This window comes from Peribacillus sp. SIMBA_075, from assembly GCF_046534585.1.
The window spans coordinates 57934-80968 of the sequence record NZ_JAWRYN010000011.1 but is presented as its reverse complement, the minus strand read 5'-3'; the positions used below and the strand labels follow the sequence as shown (position 1 = coordinate 80968).

Annotated in this window: 21 protein-coding genes and 1 pseudogene; 18 read left to right on the top strand and 4 right to left on the bottom strand. The window is 40.7% G+C overall.

Annotated features, from left to right (window positions below; translation table 11 throughout):
- Positions 1–7: 7 nt before the first annotated feature.
- Complete coding sequence (locus tag SB775_RS11025; RefSeq protein WP_318684963.1) at positions 8–304, bottom strand: HesB/YadR/YfhF family protein; 297 nt, start codon at positions 302–304, stop codon at positions 8–10.
- Between the two features lie 110 nt (positions 305–414).
- Between SB775_RS11025 and SB775_RS11020 the strand changes: the two are divergent.
- Positions 415–582 (top strand): annotated as a pseudogene (locus SB775_RS11020) (NUDIX domain-containing protein); the annotation flags it as partial.
- A complete protein-coding gene (locus tag SB775_RS11015) occupies positions 567–761 on the top strand; it encodes a hypothetical protein (protein WP_410861623.1) in 195 nt (64 codons plus the stop codon). The pseudogene SB775_RS11020 and the gene SB775_RS11015, both read left to right, overlap by 16 nt.
- Positions 762–1260: 499 nt before the next feature.
- Here the strand turns inward: SB775_RS11015 and SB775_RS11010 are convergent, their stop codons facing one another.
- Positions 1261–1404, bottom strand: a complete 144-nt coding sequence (locus SB775_RS11010) for a YycC family protein (protein ID WP_410861622.1) — start codon at positions 1402–1404, stop codon at positions 1261–1263.
- A gap of 493 nt (positions 1405–1897) precedes the next feature.
- On the opposite strand from SB775_RS11010, the gene SB775_RS11005 reads away from it, so the two are divergent.
- Complete coding sequence (locus tag SB775_RS11005) at positions 1898–2029, top strand: methyl-accepting chemotaxis protein (protein WP_410861658.1); 132 nt, start codon at positions 1898–1900, stop codon at positions 2027–2029.
- Positions 2030–2092: 63 nt separating this feature from the next.
- On the opposite strand, the gene plsY is transcribed toward SB775_RS11005, so the two are convergent.
- Entirely contained in the window at positions 2093–2680 is a 588-nt protein-coding gene (gene plsY, locus SB775_RS11000) for a glycerol-3-phosphate 1-O-acyltransferase PlsY (RefSeq protein ID WP_061462989.1), read from the bottom strand.
- Positions 2681–3164: 484 nt separating this feature from the next.
- Here plsY and SB775_RS10995 point away from each other — a divergent pair, with 484 nt between their 5' ends.
- From SB775_RS10995 to SB775_RS10930, 14 genes are all read left to right on the top strand, one after another.
- On the top strand, positions 3165–3575 hold the full coding sequence (locus tag SB775_RS10995; protein ID WP_089363050.1) for a CoA-binding protein: 411 nt from the start codon (positions 3165–3167) through the stop codon (positions 3573–3575).
- 403 nt (positions 3576–3978) lie between these two features.
- The gene (parE, locus tag SB775_RS10990; RefSeq protein ID WP_089363049.1) at positions 3979–5964 is read left to right on the top strand and encodes a DNA topoisomerase IV subunit B; all 1986 of its coding nucleotides are present in this window, start codon (positions 3979–3981) and stop codon (positions 5962–5964) included.
- Entirely contained in the window at positions 5954–8398 is a 2445-nt protein-coding gene (gene parC, locus SB775_RS10985; RefSeq protein ID WP_410861621.1) for a DNA topoisomerase IV subunit A, read from the top strand. Before parE ends, parC begins: the two co-directional genes overlap by 11 nt.
- Positions 8399–8884: 486 nt before the next feature.
- Positions 8885–9019, top strand: a complete 135-nt coding sequence (locus SB775_RS10980; protein WP_410861620.1) for a hypothetical protein — start codon at positions 8885–8887, stop codon at positions 9017–9019.
- Between the two features lie 406 nt (positions 9020–9425).
- Entirely contained in the window at positions 9426–10340 is a 915-nt protein-coding gene (gene murQ, locus SB775_RS10975) for an N-acetylmuramic acid 6-phosphate etherase (protein ID WP_410861619.1), read from the top strand.
- 11 nt (positions 10341–10351) lie between these two features.
- The gene (locus SB775_RS10970) at positions 10352–11209 is read left to right on the top strand and encodes a MurR/RpiR family transcriptional regulator (protein ID WP_061462994.1); all 858 of its coding nucleotides are present in this window, start codon (positions 10352–10354) and stop codon (positions 11207–11209) included.
- Positions 11210–11241: 32 nt separating this feature from the next.
- Positions 11242–12609 (top strand): PTS transporter subunit EIIC, encoded by a 1368-nt coding sequence (locus tag SB775_RS10965; RefSeq protein ID WP_410861618.1) that lies wholly within the window; start codon positions 11242–11244, stop codon positions 12607–12609.
- Positions 12606–13640 carry a MupG family TIM beta-alpha barrel fold protein gene (locus tag SB775_RS10960; protein WP_410861617.1) on the top strand — a complete coding sequence of 345 codons (1035 nt, stop codon included), beginning with the start codon at positions 12606–12608 and terminating at the stop codon, positions 13638–13640. The genes SB775_RS10965 and SB775_RS10960 overlap by 4 nt, the downstream gene beginning before the upstream one ends.
- 184 nt (positions 13641–13824) lie before the next feature.
- Positions 13825–15765 carry a glycoside hydrolase family 3 protein gene (locus SB775_RS10955; RefSeq protein ID WP_410861616.1) on the top strand — a complete coding sequence of 647 codons (1941 nt, stop codon included), beginning with the start codon at positions 13825–13827 and terminating at the stop codon, positions 15763–15765.
- Between the two features lie 13 nt (positions 15766–15778).
- Positions 15779–17017: an exo-beta-N-acetylmuramidase NamZ family protein gene (locus SB775_RS10950; protein WP_410861615.1), complete on the top strand. Its 1239-nt coding sequence runs from the start codon at positions 15779–15781 to the stop codon at positions 17015–17017.
- A gap of 187 nt (positions 17018–17204) precedes the next feature.
- Entirely contained in the window at positions 17205–18680 is a 1476-nt protein-coding gene (gene nagE / locus SB775_RS10945; RefSeq protein WP_410861614.1) for an N-acetylglucosamine-specific PTS transporter subunit IIBC, read from the top strand.
- A 458-nt stretch (positions 18681–19138) separates the two neighbouring features.
- A complete protein-coding gene (locus tag SB775_RS10940) occupies positions 19139–19561 on the top strand; it encodes a DUF1801 domain-containing protein (protein ID WP_410861613.1) in 423 nt (140 codons plus the stop codon).
- A 66-nt stretch (positions 19562–19627) separates the two neighbouring features.
- Positions 19628–20671: an oxidoreductase gene (locus tag SB775_RS10935; protein WP_410861612.1), complete on the top strand. Its 1044-nt coding sequence runs from the start codon at positions 19628–19630 to the stop codon at positions 20669–20671.
- Between the two features lie 157 nt (positions 20672–20828).
- The gene (locus SB775_RS10930; protein WP_410861611.1) at positions 20829–21008 is read left to right on the top strand and encodes a hypothetical protein; all 180 of its coding nucleotides are present in this window, start codon (positions 20829–20831) and stop codon (positions 21006–21008) included.
- Between the two features lie 90 nt (positions 21009–21098).
- Here the strand turns inward: SB775_RS10930 and SB775_RS10925 are convergent, their stop codons facing one another.
- On the bottom strand, positions 21099–22286 hold the full coding sequence (locus SB775_RS10925) for an MFS transporter (protein ID WP_089364485.1): 1188 nt from the start codon (positions 22284–22286) through the stop codon (positions 21099–21101).
- Between the two features lie 122 nt (positions 22287–22408).
- On the opposite strand from SB775_RS10925, the gene SB775_RS10920 reads away from it, so the two are divergent.
- The gene (locus SB775_RS10920) at positions 22409–22855 is read left to right on the top strand and encodes a MarR family winged helix-turn-helix transcriptional regulator (protein WP_410861610.1); all 447 of its coding nucleotides are present in this window, start codon (positions 22409–22411) and stop codon (positions 22853–22855) included.
- Positions 22856–23035: the final 180 nt, after the last annotated feature.

Here is a 23035-nt window from a genome sequence, read left to right as displayed (position 1 = left end):
TTTATTGTCAAGCACTCTTTTCATAGTGAAATTCAGGTTCAGTCAGTTTTTCATTAAAAGTAATAAGTAAATCGTGACCATCAAAGTACCATAAATCTTTTTCTTCTACATAAAAATTAATCTCATTCATAGTTGTTATGGCTGCTGCAGTTTCAGGTTCTTCTTTCATGATACCTAATGAAAAGCCGCTTTGGACGGAACTATGCCCGCCATATCTTACATAAAAGCGCAAATGAGAGCCTTCTTGAAGCCCCAGCTCATCAATATACCACTTAGCTGCTTGATCGGAAATGGTCAGTTTCATACTAATTCTCCTTCCTAGAGGTTCGTTATTTAAGTATAAAGTAATTATGAAGTAGATGCGAATAATGTGGATTTAAGAAAGGAAACGACTATCGCCAAAGGAATCCGAATAGGCATAAATTCAATGGTATAGGCGGGAAAATAGAACAAGGTGAAACCGTCGATGAATCGATGGAACGCGAAATTCTAGAAGAAACTGGAGTGAAGGTAAAGGTTATGGCCTTTCGAGGGGTTGTGACATGGAATCAAACGGGTGGGAATGTATGTTTACAGAGCTGAAGAGGCAGGAGGCGGGCTTTCTTGCCTGTGATGAAGGGGAACTTGCCTGGAAGCCATATCAAAGGGTTATGGAGGCAAATGAAGTTGTTTCCAACATAGAGTATTATCTAAAAGATAAATTACAGGATGACAGCCACAGGAATTTGCCTGTTCCTAAGCCGTTGCCTGATTTAATTTAAATGACTTTCACCAATTGAAAAACCGCCAATAAGCGGTTTTTTTGTATATTTAATGGGTGACAAATATTCTGGAAAGTATATATTTGGATGATAAAAGTGAAATGCCATCTAATTAATTTCCTTATATAGAGGGGGCAGCTGATTGCGGAAAACAGAGCTGTTAAAATGGAGTACAGAAATGGTGTTGCTTTCATTATTGGCTCAAAAGAAAATGTAAGGGTATGAGATGATCGAACAGCTCAAACAGTTAAGTGATGGTTATTTACATTATAAAGAAAGCATGTTTTATATCCAGCTTTAAAAAGACTGGAGGAGAAAGAGTATGTAAATAGTTACTGGCAGGACATAAGGAACGAAAAGGAAAAATTATTATGCGACGAAGTTGGGTATTGCTCAGTTTCAAGATCAATTGGAAGAATTGAACGCCTTTCAAGGGTAATCCGTAAGGTCGTTTCACACCTATATGAACGCACACAAAAATAGCTGCAGATTCCTGCAGCTATTTTGTATTTTCTTGTGCTTCAGCCTCGGCAAGCTTTCTCAGCAAGACGGGTGTAGGCATATGCATGATTTGCTCTAAAGGCAAGTTAAGGGACTTGGATAACTTTATTGCGGTTTCCGGTGATATTTGCAATGGCTTCATGGCGCTTTCTCCAATCAATTTTTATTAGCTAATTCCAGTTTAGCCTCTGTTCTCCAATTATTCAATCCTTACTTGACCATTTCTCCATCAAACAAAATCCATACTATTCTTTTGATGGGAAGTTAATGAAGAAAAATTCCAGTACCTTATACCTTGACAATAGAATTGGATCGAAGGCAGAATTGGGTTTTTTATGGTTCGAATGAACTGTATATTTTCAATTGAATGGATATAAAGCCCGTATGATTTGATGGAATATCTTAGATTCGTCTTATCGTGATTTACAAGATCAGGGGGAGTGGGAAAATGGGGATTTTCATAAATTGAAGCCGAAAAAAGCAATCTGGTTTCAAAAAGCAAAAGAGACAGAGGGTATATTGGATGTAAGCAGTGAACAGGTGAAACTTCAGGTAACCTTGTTATTTTCATGAAAAATGTTGATGAAAACCGTTATATTAAACCAAGACAAATTTACTATCATTGAACTAAAGCCATCGAGGCAGCGCATGCAGGCGAACATGGTAATGGATTTGCGGCTGTTTCGAATGAGCTCAGGAAACTTGCTGAACAGACAAAGTCGATAGCTGAAATGGATGCAATCGTGCAAACATCAAATGAATTATAGAATGGAAAAAAGCCCGTGCGCCGGACGGGCTTTTTCCCATTTAAATATCCTCAAGAATTTCTCTTACAGCCATTTGACTTTGGGCTCAGTTTTATCGATAATTCGTTTAATGTTCGCCCGATGCCGGTAAAAAATGAAAATCGTTAATATACCGATTACAATAATAAGGGCCAAATCATTTGTATGAAACACTAAACTGTATATAAGAGCAAGAAGACAAGCAATCATCGAAGAAAGCGAGACATATTTGGATATGTATAAGGTAATGAAGAATATGATGACGGCAATGACAAAAAGTAATGGTTCATAAGCAAGAATGACACCGGCAGAAGTTGCCACAGCTTTCCCGCCCCGAAAGTTTGCGAAAATGGGAAACATATGCCCAATGACGGCAAATAAGCCAGCTAGCAATAAATTCATTTCCACGCCTAGCAATAACGGGAGAAAAGTTGCTAGAGTTCCCTTTAGTATATCCATGGTAGTAACGGTAAGCCCTGCCTTGACACCTAGTGTCCGGAAGGTATTTGTCCCACCCAGATTTTTACTGCCATGCTCCCTAATGTCGATTTTGTAAAAGGTTTTACCGATAATTAAACCGGAAGGAATCGAACCAATCAAGTAGGCAGACAGTATAGTGATGAATGTAAGCATTGTATGACCCTTTCTTTATAGAAAAATCTTCTTATTTTTATCACGATTAAGAGGCTGTTTTTTCCCTTTTTCGGAAATAAACTGAAGGAATAGCTAAAAAACAACCTAAAAATACCTGATATGCTTCTCTTATTGTAACATTTTCGTGACAAAATGGTACGGATGTCCAAAAAAAATCCATTGAAAAATGAATTTTCCTTGATGAACATCCGTCTTTTGATATACGTTTAAGTTCATGAAGGGCAAAAGGTTTATGTTTTCTTTTTTTCGTAAATATAATGAAGAGTACCTAATTGTGTATAATGATACAATACGCGGTAGCCTGTATGAACATAAGTGGTGCACACCTTTTCGAAACCTATTCTTTCTTGTATAATGGTTTTTCTTAATAATGGTAATACTCAGCTTTACTCTGTGAAATATCTTTGTTAAGGAATACTTTTTAAGCAATTATTACATTTTATGATAAAGGGGATTGATAAGAATGATACAAAATCCAAGTAGAGAAGAAATGGGTCAGATGTTAAAAAAATCGAAGCGCATCGCTGTTGTTGGTTTATCAAATAACCCCGAGCGTACTTCTTATATGGTATCGAAGGCCATGCAGGATAGCGGGTATGAAATCATCCCTGTAAACCCAGCTGTATCTGAAGTGCTGGGTGTCAAGGCAGTAAAGTCACTTAAAGATATTGAAGGGCACGTCGATATCGTAAATATTTTTCGCCGTTCAGAATTCCTTCCCGGGATTGCCAAAGAATTTGCAGAAATCGATGCTGATATCTTTTGGGCGCAGCTAGGGGTAGAAAACGGGGAAGCCTATAATTTTTTGAAAGAAAAAGGTTATACTGTCATCATGGATCGATGCATAAAAGTAGAACACGCCCTTACTAAGTAGAGTGAAAAGAGCGGAACTTCCGCTCTTTTTTAAAGGAATCGCAATGTTTAGCAGTGTAAAAATCAATAATGCTAGCCATGGCGGAGGTTGAGAACGGGCGGCATATCCATGCAATTTAAGAATAATTTGATTAAAAAAGTAAAAGTATATTTGCCAAATGAAAAATTACCGCTACAATTAGAACGGTAGCTATGACACGTTTCAACAAAGTGAAAAGATCCAACCAAGGGTGCTAACGCTAATAAAAGGGACGAAAAAATAGAACACTTGTTCTTTGTTCGTAAAAGTATTATACTTTTAATATGATATTAACGTATGAATTAATTTGTTAAAGCTAGTGAGTCATTTCATTGCAGTATGATTTGGCCCGGAAATTGTGTTTAGTAAGGAAAGGGGAATTTCTGTGGCAAAGAAAGTAAAAACAATCGAGTACAATGATGATGCAATTCAGGTACTGGAAGGACTCGAAGCGGTCAGAAAACGTCCCGGTATGTATATCGGCAGTACTGATGCACGCGGACTTCATCATTTAGTGTACGAGATTGTAGATAACTCCGTAGATGAGGCTTTGGCTGGATATGGAGACCAAATTAGTGTGAAAATACATAAAGATAACAGTGTAAGTGTGTCAGATAAGGGGCGTGGAATGCCTACCGGTATGCATAAATTGGGTAAACCTACGCCTGAAGTCATTTTGACTATTCTTCATGCTGGCGGTAAATTTGGACAGGGCGGATATAAAACGAGCGGAGGCCTTCATGGAGTAGGTGCCTCGGTCGTCAATGCGTTGTCTGAATGGCTTGTCGTGACAATCAAAAGGGACGGGTTCATTTACGAACAACGGTTTTTCAATGGCGGAAAGCCAGAAACGACTCTTGAGAAAATCGGTAAAACCAATCAAGCTGGTACCAAAATCCACTTCAAGCCCGATCCGAAAATATTTTCGGTGACAACTTTTAATTATGATATCCTTTGTGAACGTCTCCGTGAATCGGCATTTCTTCTAAAAGGCATGAAAATTGAATTGACGGATGAACGTAACGACCAGCAAGAAACTTTTCACTATGAAAATGGAATAGAAGCTTTTGTGGATTACTTGAATGAAGAAAAAGAAACCCTTCATAGTGTTGTCAGTCTGGAAGGGGAACAGAATGGGATTGAAGTCGATCTGGCCTTTCAATTCAACGATGGTTATTCAGAAAATATTTTAAGCTTTGTAAATAATGTTCGAACAAAAGACGGCGGCACCCATGAGATTGGCGCAAAGACGGCCATGACGAGGGCATTTAATGATTATGCCAGAAAAATGGGGCTATTGAAGGAAAAAGATAAAAACCTCGAAGGTACCGATATACGCGAAGGATTGTCTTCAATAATTTCTGTACGTATCCCAGAAGAACTTCTTCAATTCGAAGGACAGACCAAGAGCAAGCTTGGAACCAGTGAAGCCCGTTCTGCAGTCGATTCCATCGTGTCAGAGCACTTAGCCTACTTTTTTGAAGAAGATCCGACCACGAGTACCCTGTTGGTCAAAAAATCGATTAAAGCTTTCCAGGCCCGGGAAGCAGCACGCAAAGCGCGTGAAGATGCAAGAAGCGGGAAGAAACGGAAAAAATCCGATGCCATCCTTTCTGGAAAATTAACGCCAGCTCAATCTAAAAATCCTGAACGGAATGAACTGTATCTTGTAGAAGGGGACTCTGCAGGAGGTTCCGCAAAGCAAGGTCGTGATCGCCGTTTCCAAGCGGTACTGCCATTACGTGGTAAAGTTATCAATACGGAAAAGGCCAAACTAGCGGACATTTTTAAAAACGAGGAAATAAATACGATCATCCACGCTATCGGGGCAGGGGTCGGGGCAGAGTTCAATACGCCGGACACCAACTATGATAAAGTGATCATCATGACTGATGCCGATACGGATGGGGCCCATATCCAAGTGCTTCTGTTAACATTCTTTTACCGCTATATGAAGCCATTGATAGAGTCAGGAAAGGTTTACATTGCCTTGCCTCCTTTATATAAAGTGAGTAAAGGGACCGGAAAGAAAGAAATCATTGAATATGCTTGGAGTGATGAGGAACTTCAGGGAGCGATAGACAAGGTAGGGAAAGGCTATATGATTCAGCGCTATAAAGGGCTGGGTGAAATGAATGCCGATCAATTATGGGATACTACCATGAACCCGGAAACCAGGACATTGATACGCGTGAAGATCGACGATGGTGCCCGTGCAGAAAGACGTGTGACAACGTTAATGGGGGACAAGGTTGAACCGCGCCGTAAATGGATTGAAGCCAATGTCGCTTTTGGTCTCGAAGAAGAATCGAATATTTTAGATAATGAAAATATGTCGATTGAAGAGGAGGTCATTAACGATGGCATTTGAAGAAACGTTTAGAGATTTGCCGCTTGAAGAGGTAATCGGAGACCGCTTCGGGCGATACAGTAAATATATTATCCAAGATCGGGCACTGCCAGATGCAAGGGACGGATTAAAACCGGTACAGCGCAGGATATTGTATGCGATGCATGTAGAAGGAAATACACAGGAAAAAGGATTTAGGAAATCAGCAAAAACAGTCGGTAATGTAATTGGTAACTATCACCCCCATGGAGATTCATCTGTTTATGAGGCGATGGTCCGGATGAGCCAAGACTGGAAGCTTCGGAAAGTCATGGTTCAAATGCACGGAAACAATGGTAGTATTGATGGCGATCCGCCTGCTGCGATGCGGTATACTGAAGCCAGGCTTTCATCGATCGCCTCAGAGATGTTACGTGATATTGAAAAAAGGACTGTAGATTTTGTACCGAACTTCGATGATACTTCGGAAGAACCCATTGTATTGCCAGCAATGTTCCCTAACTTGCTTGTAAACGGATCCACAGGAATATCTGCCGGCTACGCAACGGAAATACCACCACATCAAATAGGTGAAGTCATTGATGCAGCCATTATGCGAATCGATAAGCCTGAAGCGACAGTCGCTGATTTAATGACGGTCATTAAGGGGCCGGATTTCCCTACAGGCGGTATCATTCAAGGAATTGAAGGCATTCGTAAAGCCTATGAAACAGGTAAAGGGAAAATCATCATTCGCGGCTTGGCGGAAGTGGAAACGATTCGCGGCGGCAAACAGCAAATCGTCATCACTGAAATCCCATATGAAGTCAATAAAGCGAACCTTGTTAAGAAAATGGATGAGTTCCGTCTTGACCGGAAAGTTGAAGGCATCGCTGAAGTAAGGGATGAAACGGACCGTACAGGACTGCGTATCGTCATTGAATTGAAAAAAGAAGCGGATGCAAATGGAGTCCTGCATTATTTATATAAAAATTCCGATCTTCAAATTGCTTACAATTTTAATATGGTCGCGATTTATAAAAAACGGCCGACATTGATGAGCCTGCCAAAAATGCTTGATGCGTATATCGATCACCGTAAAGAGGTAATTGTGAATCGTTCCCGTTATGAGTTGCAAAAAGCACATGACAGGGCACATATCGTAGATGGTTTAGTGAAGGCTTTGTCCATATTAGATGAAGTCATCTCTGTCATCCGTGCGTCAAAAGATAAACGGAATGCCAAAGATAACCTCATTGCTAAATTCGCTTTTACAGAAGCGCAAGCTGAAGCCATTGTTTCCTTACAGTTATATAGGCTGACAAATACTGATATTACGGCACTTGAAGCAGAGGCAGCGGAATTGAAGAACAAAATTGAGGAATTGACCAAGATTCTCGGCAGTGAAAAAGTCCTTCTTCAAGTAATAAAAAAAGAACTTCGATTCATTAAAAAGGGCTTTGATGACGGACGGCGTTCCAAAATAGAAAAAGAAATTGAAGAAATCAAAATTAATCTTGAAGTCTTGATTGCGAGTGAAGACGTGATGGTGACAGTGACGAAAGAAGGGTATGTTAAACGGACGTCATTACGGTCATTTGCAGCTTCAGGCGGTCTTGATTTTGGTATGAAGGATTCCGATCGCCTGCTCCAGAGGCTGGAGATGAATACAACAGATGTCCTGTTGCTTTTCACATCCAAAGGGAACTACCTCTATTGTCCGGTTCATCAGCTTCCTGACATTCGATGGAAGGAAACAGGTCAGCATATCGCGAACATCATTCCGATTGACAGAGAAGAACAAATCATAAAAGCGATTCCGATCAAAGATTTTACCCTGCCGCAATTCTTAGTGTTCATCACGAAAAATGGTATGGTTAAAAAGACTGAAATAGCTTCTTATAAAGCACAGAGACATTCAAAACCGTTGGTTGGTGTCAATTTAAAAGGTGAAGATGAACTGGTCGATGTCCATCATACCGATGGACAGGCAGACCTTTTCCTAGTCACTCATAACGGCTATGGTTTATGGTTTGATGAAGAAGAAGTAAGTATTGTCGGTGTCCGGGCAGCAGGAGTCAAAGGGATTAATTTGAAGGAAGATGACTATGTCATTGGCGGAAAGGTTTTAGCCAAGGATAGTAAAGAATCGATCTTTATAGTTACCCAGCGCGGAGCCATCAAGAAAATGAAATTAACCGAGTTTGAAAAAACGAGCCGGGCAAAACGGGGTGTCGTGGTCTTGAGGGAATTGAAATCAAATCCTCATAGGGTCATTGGATTTGATACCATTAACAAAACCGACAGTCTATTCATTCTTTCTGAAAAGGGAAGCATTGAAACCATCCATGCCGCTTCATTAAAAAATCATGATCGTTACACGAATGGATCTTTTGTTTTTGATGAAACGGTTAGTGGAAAAGCGAAAGAAATGTGGAAAATATCATTGGAAGATGACTCTGCCATTGAGCAGTGAATCATTTTTAAAAACGGGATGCTGATTATAATCGGCATCCCGTTTTATATTGTAACAACAAATGGACAGTAAGTAGTTGATATGCAACAGTTATATCGGTCAAGAAAATACCCCGGTCATCACCATGTATATTGACTTCATTCTGTGGTTACCTTCTTAAGTCAAAAATGACTTATTGAGTCATTTTTAAATCCTTGTATTACGACCTTAAAAATCTTACTCGAGCCATAAATAATTCAATTTTGAATTTTAATTTCGATTGAATCTAGGTAGTATAACGATTCCAATTCAGCAATTAAATGGATCACGGGCATTCCAAAAGAGTATTATAGTGAACCGGCAGTGACCGAGAGCGGAAAATACAGTAACCGTTCGGATTACCGGAATTATAAAGGGTATATCGAACCTTTTACAACATAGGCTTGGAATATTTTCGGCAAGAAAAATGCCGCGTTACCAACTTATTCTCAATAGGGTAAAGGCTGGATGAAAGCCGTTCTTCCATATTGGGAAAAGCAAGGCTGTGTCGATTATAATTCGTCGATTGATGAAAATGGAGGATTTGCACCAACAATTGTCGTAGGCGCAGTAGAATTCGGGAAAGTTGCCCCCATCCGTTAACTGGGTCAAGGGATGGAGGTGTCCCGGGTCCGGCGAAATATCCTAGTTTAGCATTTTGTTATATTACTTTGAGTGTACCGTTCCCAAATTTGGGGAACAGTACACGTTTTTAATTGTAGAAAAAGTCAGGACAAAAAAGAAGGATCCTATGAGGGAATTACGGCACATTAATAGGCTATATATCCACGATTATATCCAGAGTAATGAAATTTTCATGGATTCCGGATAATGTGCAATGGCAATGGTTTTTTAGGAAATAAATGAATGCTTACTAAAAAACATCACAAAAATATCTTGTATCTAAGTAATGAAAACGCTATCATTGAATATAATATGAAATATAATTTCATTATTATCTATTGAATAATGAAATTATATTTAAGTAATTGATAATAGGAGGATTCAATTGTCTATGGAAGAACATCTGCGTTCATTAACGACTGAATTACGGAACGAAGATACGATGAATATCGATAGTGTAAATACGATGGAAATCATTTCAGCAATCAATAAGGAAGATTTAAAAGTGGCAGCAGCGGTCCAGGAGGTTTTGCCAGAAATAAAAACGGTAGTTGAATGGGCTTTAGAATCATTAAAAAAAGGTGGGAGACTCGTATACATCGGTGCAGGAACGAGTGGAAGACTCGGTGTGCTGGATGCCGTGGAATGTCCACCGACATTCAGCACACCACCTGATAGGGTGCTTGGCATAATCGCAGGAGGGGAAAAGGCGTTCGTTCGAGCCATCGAAGGAGCGGAGGATAAAGAAGAGTTTGGGGAATGTGATTTAATCGACGTGGATCTAACAGCAAATGATACGGTTATTGGCATTGCGGCAAGCGGCCGTACCCCATATGTGAAAGGCGCTTTACGTTATGCAAGAAAGGTTGGGGCTAAAGCGGTGGCATTATCATGCAATAAAAACGCGAGCATCACAGAAGCAGCTGATATAGGGATTGAAGTGGTGGTCGGACCGGAAGTCTTAACAGGTTCCACAAGAATGAAAGCGGCAACCGCACAGAAAATGGTCCTCAATATGATCTCAACGGCTACCATGATCCGGTTGGGAAAAGTCTATGAAAATCTGATGGTTGATGTAAATGTCAGTAATCAAAAACTGAAGGATCGTGCAATTAGCATCATAGAAACTTTAACAAATGCTGACTATGATCATGCTTTGAATATGCTTGAAAAAGCAAATAATCAAGTTAAACCAGCGATAGTCATGATAAAAACGTCAACAGATTATGATAAAGCAATGGAGTTACTAGAAAAAGCGGGTGGAGATGTCAGAAAAGCCATTTCGATCCATGAAGATTAAGGAGGGAAGCAATGGCTACAGGAGGATTATCCATCATACAGACGATGTTGAGCAAGCTCCCGCAATCAGAACAAAAACTAGCAGAATATATTCTTCAGAATCCTCATGAAGTTGTGAACAGCACTGTACAGGAATTGAGTACTTCTGCTCAAACAAGCGGGGCTGCTGTTATTAGGTTGTGTAAATCGCTCGGAATAAAAGGGTTTCAAGATTTGAAAATAAGGATTGCCGGAGATTTGATGAAGACTGTTGAACAGGGCTACAGGGATATCGAGCCCTCAGAATCACTGTATCGGATTGTTGAAAAAACAACGAGTAATTCAATTCAGTCCATTCGAGACACATCTGAAATAATCGATCACGACACTCTGAAACAGGCGATAACGTTGATGCTGAACGCTAAAACTGTCCACTTTTGCGGAGTGGGTGCCTCGAATATAGTTGCTGCAGACGCTCAGCAAAAATTACTTCGCATCAATAAAGGGGCAACGGCTTTTACGGATATGCATTTAGTTGCAACCCTGATTGCAAATGCTGATGAAAATGACATCGTTTTTGCCATTTCATTCTCCGGGGAAACACCTGAAGTTGTCAATATACTGAAGCTTGCTAAAGAACGTGGTGTCAAAACGATCGGGCTGACTCATTTTGGCCAAACAACGGTATCTTCCCTGTGTGACGCCACACTGTATACATCCTTTTCGAATGAAGCACCATTTAGGAGTGCAGCGACATCATCAAGATTGGCGCAGTTATATATGATTGATATTTTGTTTTTGGGGATGGCTTCAGAGCAATATGAAGAGACTGTCCAATATATTGATAATACCAAGTCTGCAATCAAGTCGATGACGGATCGTTATAAATGAATATTACGAGATTTGACAAAGGGGGCTTTTAAATGGGTAAGGGGGATAAGTACGCCAGTTTGGCAGAAGAGTTATTGGGGAAATTAGGCGGGGCATCAAATGTTGCCGATGCTGCACATTGTATGACCAGACTAAGGGTATTGCCAATCGATCGTTTAAAAGTAAACATGGAAGAAATAAAAAATACGGAAGGTGTTCTGGGCGTCATTGAAGAGGAAACGATACAAATCGTCCTTGGGCCAGGCGTGGTTAACAAGGTTCATACAGAATTTGAAAAGCTTTTGGAATCTTACGGCGGTTTGAACTTAAAAGAGGTGGCATCGAAGAACAAATCAGAGAATGATAGAAAAAATGCAAAACCTTTTAAACTTTTTTTACGCAGGATTGCAAGTATTTTCATCCCTTTAATTCCCGCCTTAGTGGCATCCGGTTTGATTACCGGTATAACAAAAGCGACCGTTCAAGCGGGGTGGCTTGCAGCAGAATCGCAATTAGCCATCATATTAACCGTTATTGGATCTGGTTTGTTTGCCTACCTGGGGATTTTGGTTGGGACCAATGCCGCCAAGGAATACGGCGGATCCCCTGCACTTGGTGCGTTGGCGGGTATCTTGGTCATCAATCCGGCTGTCGGCGACATTTCCCTGTTCGGTGAAAATTTGCTCCCTGGCCGCGGTGGGTTGATAGGAGTTCTCTTTGCCGCTATTTTCATAGCCTTGGTGGAAAAACAGGTCAGGAAATTCATTCCTCAATCACTTGATATCATTTTGACGCCAACCATCGCTTTACTCATTACTGGGATTGTCACTTACATTGTTTTTATGCCGGTAGGAGGGTTTTTATCGGATGCCATTACGACAGGGTTATTGAATGTGTTGGACTTCGGCGGTGTTGTGGCTGGATTCGTGCTTGGTGCGGCCTTCCTGCCCCTAGTCATTACTGGTTTACATCAAGGTTTAACGCCTGTCCATCTAGAATTGATCAATTCTATCGGGGATGATCCGCTGCTTCCCATTTTGGCAATGGGTGGTGCAGGCCAAGTTGGGGCGGCATTTGCCATCTATATGAAAACGAAGAAAGCGAGTTTAAAGAGGGCAATCGGCGGAGGCCTTCCTTCAGGGATGCTTGGTATCGGCGAACCCCTTATATTTGGAGTGACTCTGCCACTGGGCCGGCCTTTCTTAACTGCCTGTTTAGGTGCTGGAGTAGGCGGGGCATTCCAAGCACAATTCGGAATTGCGACGTCGTCCATTGGTGTTTCTGGACTGCCGCTTACCTTTTTAGTGCATCCAAATCAAATCGGTCTATTCTTGGCTGGGTTGTTCATTTCCTATATAGCAGGATTTATTTTTACGTATTTGTTTGGATTTAATGATGAAATGGCTGTTGAATTCAAATGATCGGAATCTCTTTTTATCTACAGGACCCACTTGCAGAAGCACAAATCAACCATGCTGCTAACCTAGGAGTGAAAAGGGCCTTTACCTCGCTTCATATTCCTGAAGAAAAGGGTGACCTCGTAAAGAGGATGATCAGGCTTTTAAAGCTTTCAGAGTCCTATGGAATGGAAATCCATGCGGATGTGTCATTAAACACTCTTGATCATTTAGGGATTGGCAGATTTACGGATTTAAGGCAATTGGGTATTAAAGGTATTCGACTTGATGATGGGTTTGATCGAGAAACTGTTACATCTTTATCCAAGGTGTTTTCCCTCTCACTGAATGCAAGTACGTTAAATGAAGATGAACTTCTAGCCATACTCGGGAGCGGCGTAGAACCGGAAAGTTTGATAGCTTGGCATAACTTTTATCCAAGGCGTGAAACGGGCCTTGAGGAAGAATTCTTTCATGAACAAAATCGAATATTCAAGAAATACGGTATACCGATCTTTGCTTTCATCCCGGGTGCTGGAAGTAAACGCGGTCCTCTTCATGATGGCCTTCCGACGCTTGAAAAACACAGGTTAATGAATCCTTACGCTGCCGGTGTTGAGCTATTTCAGCATGTGGACGGAGTTTACGTAGGAGATCAAGGAACCGAGAATAATTTGCTTGAGAATCTAACTGTCTATAAAAATCTCAATATTCTTTCTATTAGAATGGAATCCCAACTTTTGCAAGGCGGTCAGTATAAATTAAGGCCAGATGTTTCTCAAGATGTTTTCCGGCTGCAAAATACCCGCGTCTCAGCAAATATCGTGCCGAGTAATACAGTTACACGCAGCCTTGGATCCATAACGATGGACAATGATGCTTACGGAAGGTATCGGGGAGAGATTCAAATTTGCAGGAGAGACCTGGAGGCTGATCATAGAGTCAATGTGATAGGGCGAGTAATAGTTGAAGATATTCCCTTGCTTTCCCTTCTAAAACCTGGTCAATCCATAGAACTGTTGAGTGAAGGGAAAGTGAGATCGAACGATCTATGATACTGGGATAAACGGATTTATTACATGAAGACTTGTTAAAGAGGCGGCTGATGGGATTCCGGATGCTGCCTTGATTTCTTTATAGGATCTATTTAGATCATTTCCATTCATTTACCCCTTTCATGGTACTGGATATGGAAGTGTTACTACAAGAACTTAAAGGTAAACAAGGGAGGAAGCCTAAATGATAATAAGGATATGTGTCCCAGCTGGAATCGCATTATTCTTGGTTATATCCATTCTGGGAGGGAATGCGGCTGCAACGGGATTAGAGAACGAAAATTCAGCACCGGATGTTCAGAAAATCGTTGAAAACATGACAGTTGATGAAAAAGTCGGCCAAATGCTCATGCCGGATTTTCGTAATTGGAAAAAACAAGAAGAAGTGAAGGCCACAGGGTTTATTGAAATGAACTCAGAAATTGCAAGCATCATTAAAAAATATCATCTAGGCGGTGTGATTTTGTTCGCTGAGAATGTAGTCGACACCGAACAAACGGTTCGGCTCACGGATGGTTTGCAGATGGCAAGCCAAGACCTTCCGCTGTTCATAACGATTGATCAGGAAGGTGGAATCGTAACCCGCCTTCAAACCGGAACGAACCTTCCAGGTAATATGGCGCTTGGTGCAACCAGAAATGAGAATTACGCTTACCAAACTGGAGAAATCATCGGGAGGGAACTGTCGTCACTTGGCATAAATGTCAATTTTGGGCCGTCTGTCGATGTCAATAATAATCCCGGAAATCCAGTTATTGGCGTTCGCTCCTTCAGTTCTGATCCGGAACTTGTATCAAAGTTGGGCATTCAAACGATAAATGGATTGCAAAACCAGAACATGATAGCAACGGCCAAGCATTTCCCTGGCCACGGAGATACAGCAGTCGATAGTCATTATGGTCTCCCTCTTGTCTCTCATGATAAAGAGCGCTTGCGTTCCATCGAGTTGGTTCCTTTCCAAAAGGCCATCGATGCTGGAGTGGATATGATGATGACTGCACATGTTCAATTCCCTGCATTCGACAACACTACGTATATCAGTAAAAAAGACGGTCAAGAAATTATGGTTCCTGCAACATTGTCACATAAGGTCATTACAGAACTTTTACGTGGAGAAATGGGCTTTGACGGTGTTGTGGTTACAGATGCTTTGAATATGAAAGCCATCGCGGACAACTTCGGACAGGAAGAAGCTGTGGTCCTTGCCCTGAAATCAGGTGTTGATATTGCATTGATGCCTGCACAAGTAAATTCGCTCCAAATGGAAAAGAATATAACCACTGTATTCAATGCAGTGAAGGCAGCAGTGGAAAGCGGCGAAATTCCTATAGCTCAAGTCAATCAATCTGTAACGAGGATACTTGAACTAAAAGTGAAAAGAGGGATTTTAAACCCTGATAAAACTCCAATCGATAAAAAGATCAAAACCGCACTTCAAGTGGTCGGGAATGAAGATCATCTGAAAAAAGAAACGGAAATTGCGGAAGATGCCATCACACTATTAAAAAATGAAGGCAGAACTATGCCTTTCAAACCTAAGAAAAATGAAAAAGTTTTGGTGCTTGCTCCTTTTGATGATCAAGTTGAATCAATGTCAAGGAGCATCCGCGAATTAGCTGATAAAAAGAAAATAAAGAAAGTCCAAATAACGGGTATAAGTTTTTCGGAAAAGTCATTTACAGATGAAGTGGCTAGACTTATTGATGAATCAGACTTTGTCATTACTGGTTCCTATATTGTCAAAAACGATCCGGCTGTCAATGATGGAGTGATCGATGATAGCGTTCAAGATTCTTCGAAGTGGGCAACAGCCTTCCCAAGAGCGGTCATGAATCATGCTAAGAAGCAAGATAAAGAATTTGTTTTAATGAGTTTAAGAAACCCTTATGATGTTGCAAATTTTGAAGAAGCGAAAGCGGTGCTTGCTGTTTACGGATTTAAAGGGTATTCGAATGGGCGTTATAGACAGCCAAATATTCCGGCAGGCATTTCGACGATTTTTGGAGGATCAAAACCTAAAGGAACTTTGCCGGTCGATATACCATCAGTGACTAAACCCTCTGAAAGCCTTTATAAACTTGGATATGGATTAGATATTAAATCAAAAAAACCCATTAAAAAATAGAGGGGGAAATAATTTGAAACGAATGATTATATTATTTACCATTTGCCTGTTTGCTTTCGGCATCGTTTCCTCAAAAAGTGTAACGGCTGTTAAGGAGAAGAAAAATCAAAAGGTCAGTCCCGGAATTGAAGTCCTTTTAAAAGAAGAAAAGAACGTGTTAAGAGGAAAGAAAGTGGGGCTAATTACGAATCCAACTGGCATCGATTCTAAATTAACCAGCATTGTCGATCTACTACATGACGATCCGGATATTAATTTGACTGCGTTATTTGGTCCCGAACATGGAGTGCGCGGAGATGCGCAAGCTGGTGCTAGTGTTGAATATTATATTGATGAAAAAACAGGTTTGCCCGTCTATAGCTTATATGGTAAAACGAAAAAACCGACACCTGAAATGTTAAAAGATGTTGAGGTCCTTGTCTTTGATATCCAGGATGTCGGAACACGCTATTACACTTATATCTACACGATGGCTTATGCAATGGAAGCAGCAAGAGAAAATGATATTCCCATTATCGTGCTGGATCGGCCGAACCCACAAGGAGGGGAATCGGTAGATGGACCTGTACTTGAACCAGAATTCTCATCGTTTGTTGGTATGTACCCAATTCCTCTTAAACATGGGATGACAGTTGGTGAACTCGCGACTTTGTTCAATAAGGAGTTTAAAATTGGAGCCCATCTAAAGGTCATCAAGATGAGAGGCTGGAAACGAGATATGGATTATGACGATACTGGGCTTCCTTTTGTCTTGCCGTCACCGAACATGCCGACCGTATCCACATCATTCGTATACCCCGCTACAGGATTGATCGAAGGAACGAATGTCTCGGAAGGCAGAGGGACGACTAAACCATTCGAACTGATTGGTGCTCCCTATATAAACAGCGATGAACTTGCTGGGAAGTTAAATGCATTACGGTTACCTGGCGTAAAATTCAGGGCCGCCTCTTTTACCCCTACGTTTTCAAAGCATGCGGGTAAACTCAGCCATGGAGTCGAAATTTATGTAACGGATAGAGCGGAATTCAAGGCTGTTCCTACTGGACTTCATATCATCAAGACCATCCATGATCTATACCCAGATGATTTCGAATTCCTTGCAGCGAACAATTTCAACCTATTGATTGGCAATGGCTGGGTAAAGTCAAGGATTGAAGAAGGTTCATCAGTAGATGAAATCATGAAAGAATATCAAGTAGAGCAGGATGCTTTTAAAAAGGTTCGCAAAAATTACTTGCTCTATAAATAAAAGTGAAAGAAAAGTCCGGTTGGACTTTTCTTTTTTTATAAACTTTCGATGGAGGAGTAAATCGCTAAGACTTTATTCCTGAATATAGTCAAATTTATAAATGAAATCAAGTTCTAAAATGGAAGGAACCGTTGTCTAATAGAATATAGGGTTTGCCCTAAATCAGTAATTGTCAGGAGGAAAGCGCATGAAAAAATATCTTCAAAAAATTGGACGTTCCTTGATGCTGCCAGTAGCCGTATTGCCGGCAGCCGCCATTTTAATGGGGATCGGTTATTGGATAGATCCAGCAGGATGGGGAGCCGGAAGTCCGTTAGCAGCTTTCTTAATAAAAGCAGGTTCTTCGATCATTGACAATATGGCTATCTTGTTTGCTGTAGGGGTAGCGTTGGGGATGTCGAAAGGAAAAGATGGGGCCGCTGCTTTGAGCGGGCTGGTAGCCTATCTGGTCATAACGACATTGCTTTCCACGGACTCGGTAGCGATGCTGCAGGGAATTGATGCAAAAGATGTAAATCCAGCATTTGAGAAAATAGAAAATGCATTTGTCGGAATTCTCTCAGGACTTGTAGCTGCAGTTATGTATAATCGGTTCAGTAAGGTCGAGCTGCCGGATGCACTCGCTTTCTTTAGCGGTAAACGACTTGTCCCCATCCTTACTGCTGTTGCCATGTTACTGGTTTCCCTTATATTATTCTTCGTATGGCCACTCATCTACTCCTGGTTAGTTATATTTGGAGAAGGAATAAGTGAAATGGGTCCTGCTGGAGCAGGACTCTATGGATTCTTCAATAGGCTGCTGATACCAACAGGTTTACATCATGCGTTAAACTCCGTTTTCTGGTTCGATGTAATAGGGCTTAATGATATCGGCAATTTCTGGGCTGGAACAGGAATAAAAGGAACCACAGGCATGTACCAAGCAGGATTCTTTCCCGTCATGATGTTCGGGTTGCCAGCTGCGGCTCTTGCCATGTACCATACGGCAAAATCCCATAAGAAAAAACAAGTGGCATCATTAATGCTCGCTGCAGGTTTCGCTTCGTTTTTTACAGGTGTTACTGAACCATTGGAATTTGCTTTCATGTTTGTCGCACCTGCCCTTTTTGTGGTGCATGCTTTATTAACCGGAATTTCGTTAGCTATAGCTGCGACCTTCCAATGGACAGCAGGGTTTGGTTTTAGTGCAGGATTCATTGACTTTGTTTTAAGTTCAAGATTGCCATTGGCAAATGAACCTTATATGCTCCTTCTTCAAGGACTGGTTTTCGCCGTTATCTACTATTTCTTATTCCGCTTCTTGATAATAAGGTTTAATTTAATGACTCCCGGAAGAGAAGATGATACAGAAGATGAGCTTGATGGTGGAGGAGCGAATGCACAAGCAGATAGCAGTCTAGACGGGTCTAATCAGAGTAAATTCTTTGGGATGGCCTCTGCAATTTATGAGGGGCTGGGCGGAGACGCTAACGTAACAACTGTAGATAACTGCGTTACCCGTTTAAGAGTTGAAGTGGAGAATATGGGAGCTGTCGATCAGAATAAAATCAAATCAACAGGGGTTGCAGGAATTAATATCGTTGGTCCCCAAAGCATTCAAGTCATCGTAGGGACACAGGTGCAATTCATAGCCGATGAAATTGAAAAGATCCGACGGCAATAGGGAACCGGTTAAACTGTTATTTTGCTCTCCAATTCCCTTCTTTCATGCAACTATTGATTTACTCTAATCTACGGTCAGTATTGTTCCTTCTCATCTTTTCTGATCGTAGAGATTTTTATGAAAAAGTACCGTATTAAACGTACCAATAAATCGATTTTCATTTAATCGATTCCTAATATAGTAAATATACCTTTATACACTTTGCCCTTAAATTAGAATAAAACGAATCGATGTTCTATAATATATTAAGGGTATTGTATTAAAGGATTTGCCATGAGGCTTGGAGAATTAGTAATGAAGCTCGTCCGTCATGCAATTGAATGGTTAGGATTTCATCGGAAATTAATGTTTTAGCTGCATACATACACGTCACCGCTAAAAACACGATCGTCTAGGGTATTAAGTTTTTGGCAAAGGAAATCTTTTGAATTTTTACTAGTATAGGAGAGGTTCCGGTCATGTATAAACCAAAAACCAAAGAAACTGACAGCAGTGTCACTGAGTTCATTGAGAAAGTCGATAATCTAAAAAAACGTGAAGACGCATATAAATTATTAGATATTTTTACCGAAACGACAGGTTTTGAGGCAAAGATGTGGGGACCGAGCATCATTGGTTTCGGTACCTATCATTATAAATATGAATCTGGTCACGAAGGTGATGCCCCTCTAGTTGGCTTTTCACCTCGTAAAGCAAAATTCAGTCTATATTTTACTCCGGGCGACAAAAGAAGGGTAGAATTGTTACAGACATTTGGAAAACACACCACCGGAAAAGGATGTGTATACATCAATAAAGTGGCAGATATCGAAATTAATGTTTTGAAAGAATTGATTAATCAGTCTGTAAAGTTTTTGAGAGAAACATATCCGGACAAATGATGAAAAATAAAGCATAAAATCAGTTTTATGATTGTATCAGAGGAACAAGAAAGCGAGAGGGAACGAATGAGGAAAATTAAAGTCGGTATAGTTGGGTATGGATTGTCAGGGGCTACATTTCATGCGCCATTACTAAGTGTTTTAGGGGAATTTCAAATAACGAAAGTAGTCAGCTCCAAAAAGGAAAAAGTCCAAAAAGATTTGAAGGATGTAGAGGTGGTAAGCAGCTTAGAGGATATTCTTGAAGATGCGTCCATCGATTTGGCTGTTATTACAACACCGAGTGGTTTACATTATGAAATGGCCAAGCAAAGCTTGTTAGCCGGGAAGCATGTCATCCTGGAAAAGCCGATGGTAGTGGAAGCTTGGGAGGCAGAGGAGCTCATTAAGATTGCCGAGGAAAAGAATCTGCTATTAAGCGTCTATCATAACCGGAGATGGGATAATGACTTTTTGACGGTTAAAAAACTTATTGATGATGGAGTGCTTGGGGAAATCAATACATACCAGGTCCATTATGATCGATTCAGGCCGGTGGTCAGGGATAGATGGAGGGAAAAACCAGGGCCAGGAACAGGTATGCTATTTGATTTAGGATCACATCTGATCGATCAAGCCTTATATTTGTTTGGATTGCCGCAATTCGTTTGGGCAGATGTATTTTCGCAAAAAGAGAATGCCCAAACGGATGATTATTTCCATGTGATATTAGGATATGAAAAGCTGAGAGTGATATTGCATTCAGGCTCGATCGTACCGGTTAATGGACCGCGGTTTCAAGTGCATGGAAGTAAAGGATCATTTATCAAGTACGGTCTTGATTGCCAAGAGGCGGCGTTGAGTGAGGGGAAAAAACCGGTGGATGGCTCTTGGGGTTCAGATGATCCTGAGTTTTATGGCAAGCTGGTTACCGTTGAAGGTGAAAATGAGACACATGAAACCATTGAAACTCTGCATGGTTCTTATTTAACGTATTACCAGGCAGTTGCCGATAGTATATTGAACGGGAAAAAAGCTCCAGTCACTGCTCAGGAGGGGCTATCGGTCATTAAAATCATTGATGCGGCTTTCGAAAGCAGTAAGGGGAAGAAAGCGGTTTTTATTAAATGAAATCCATTTGCCCCTTATAACAATATGAAATGAGAAGAACGGGATAAAAAGCGGCCTAATTCCCTTCCAAGCGGAAAAAGGCCGCTTTTTATTATGGTCAAATGCCTGATTTCCTGGTTTATTAGGGAAATCAAACCTATATATATCGCATATACTCGTGAATTCGAGCTTTCCAGAAGATTTTGAGCTGTTTACGCACGAAATTGGAGCAAATACTCAAGAGATTGAAGCGTTACTCGTGAGATTCGTGCATTTACTCGTGAAATTGGAGCAAATACTCGTGAGATTCGTGCATTTACTCGTGAATTCGAAGCAAATACTCGTGAATATCTATTAAGGATATAAAAATCATAACAAAAACCCCGAATAGCGGCAGCTACCCGGGGTTTTTGTTAAATGAATAAAATTGATAGTACCTTCTTCAGGTCTAGGATAATGCCTTTGCATGAAGAGATCGCTTTTGCCAAGCCATAGTGATCATCAAAGTGATGAATAAGAGGAAAAGGCCCAACATGAACGGATAGGTAATGTGCACATCATACATCATTCCGGCAAGTGTGGGTCCGAGCACATTTCCGATGCTCATATACGCATTATTCATACCCATTGCAAAGCCCTGCTCATTTCCTGCCATCTTGGAAATCAGTGTGTTAAGAACTGGACGTAAGATGGAGGTGGAAAGGAAGATGATAAGTGAGATTAAAAAGAAAATCAGGTAACTTGAAGCAAAAAGTGATAGGAGGAAACCGATGGCTGCAACACTGATAAAGATATTCAGCACATTCACTTCCCCAAAACGGCGTACAATCCGGTCGACGACAAACAATTGTACAATTACACTGACGATACCTGTGGCTGTAACCATTACGGCGATGTCCTTAGGACTTGAATTGAATTGATTATCAAGATAAAGCCCAATTACAGACTCATATGCCATTAAACCAAAGCTCATTACAAGTGTAATGATGAGTGGGATGAAATAGGGCATTTTCACGGATAGGGCAATCTTCCGAACCATCGTTTCAGATTTTGCATCCATGGGTTGAGTAACTTGTGCCGTTTCGCTTTCTTTTAAAACAAAAATGGAAAATACCACTGCCGACAGGGATACAAGCGCGGAAATCAAAAAGGGAAACTTCAAGCCAAAGTCAGCTAGAAATCCTCCAATTCCCGGACCGACTACAATACCTAGGGACATGGCGGCAGATACTAAACTATTGCCCTTAGCGCGCTGATCAAATGTGGTGATATCAGCTACATAAGCAAATATTGCCGGTATAAGCAATGCGGCACCGATCCCGCCGATGATACGCGAAGCATATAATAACCAAATGGAATTGACTGCATAAAAAATAAACATGGATAATGTCAAACCGACCAACCCATAAATAATCATTTTTCTGCGCCCAAATTGGTCTGTCCATTTTCCGGCAATTGGTGAAAAGATAAGTTGTGCACCTGCGAAAATGGCAATCATTAGGCCAGCGGCGGTACCGCCTTGATTAATGGAGGCAAGATATGCTGGTAAAATGGGAATGATGATACCGAAACTTCCTATTGCTATAAACATATTGATCATTAGGATAATGATCTTTTTACGTTGCTCTGCTGACATGTACAGCCTCTCTCTCTCTTTATAGATCAATAACCATTTTAATTCGTATGGTTAATTTTTTGATACGTTAATTATGTTATAGTTTTAGATGGATAGTTGTCAATAAGAAAGGATTGTCAAACATGCATTCAGGTGAATTGTACAATTTACATATAGAAATCAAAGAACTAAGCAGTCTCTCACAGGAATTGGTGGAACCGTTATTGGTTAAATATGATTTAACCTCAGTACAGTATCGGGCATTGCAATTAATAGTCTTCAATGAATCCATGGCCGTTAAATATGTTTCGAATCATTTGAAGATCAAACCTGCAGCAGGAACTGCGCTAATTGACCGGCTCGAACGGAAGAAATTGATTGAGAGGGTACACAGTGAGGATGATCGGCGGGTCGTTTTTATCCAATCAACCGAAAGTGGAAGGAAAACCTATCATTCCATCAATAAGTGTTTCGCCAAAATCTTTCGTGACTTTTATAGCGTCTTAAGTGAAGAGGAAACGGAACGGCTTAAACAAATTGTGGGAAAACTGACCGAACACGTAACTTCTCGCATAGAGAATAAAATATAGTTTCCTGGCATGTACAGGTTCCATTATATATAGAAAGAAAGGCACTATATTAATTTTCATTTTGGTCTTTTTGAAAAATACGTATTAAAGCAGTGAAATTCAGTATAGCTTCACTGCTTTTAGGTAGTTAATTATCTGAATAATCAATTAATTTTTGAGAGTTTCTTTTGAGTTTATAAA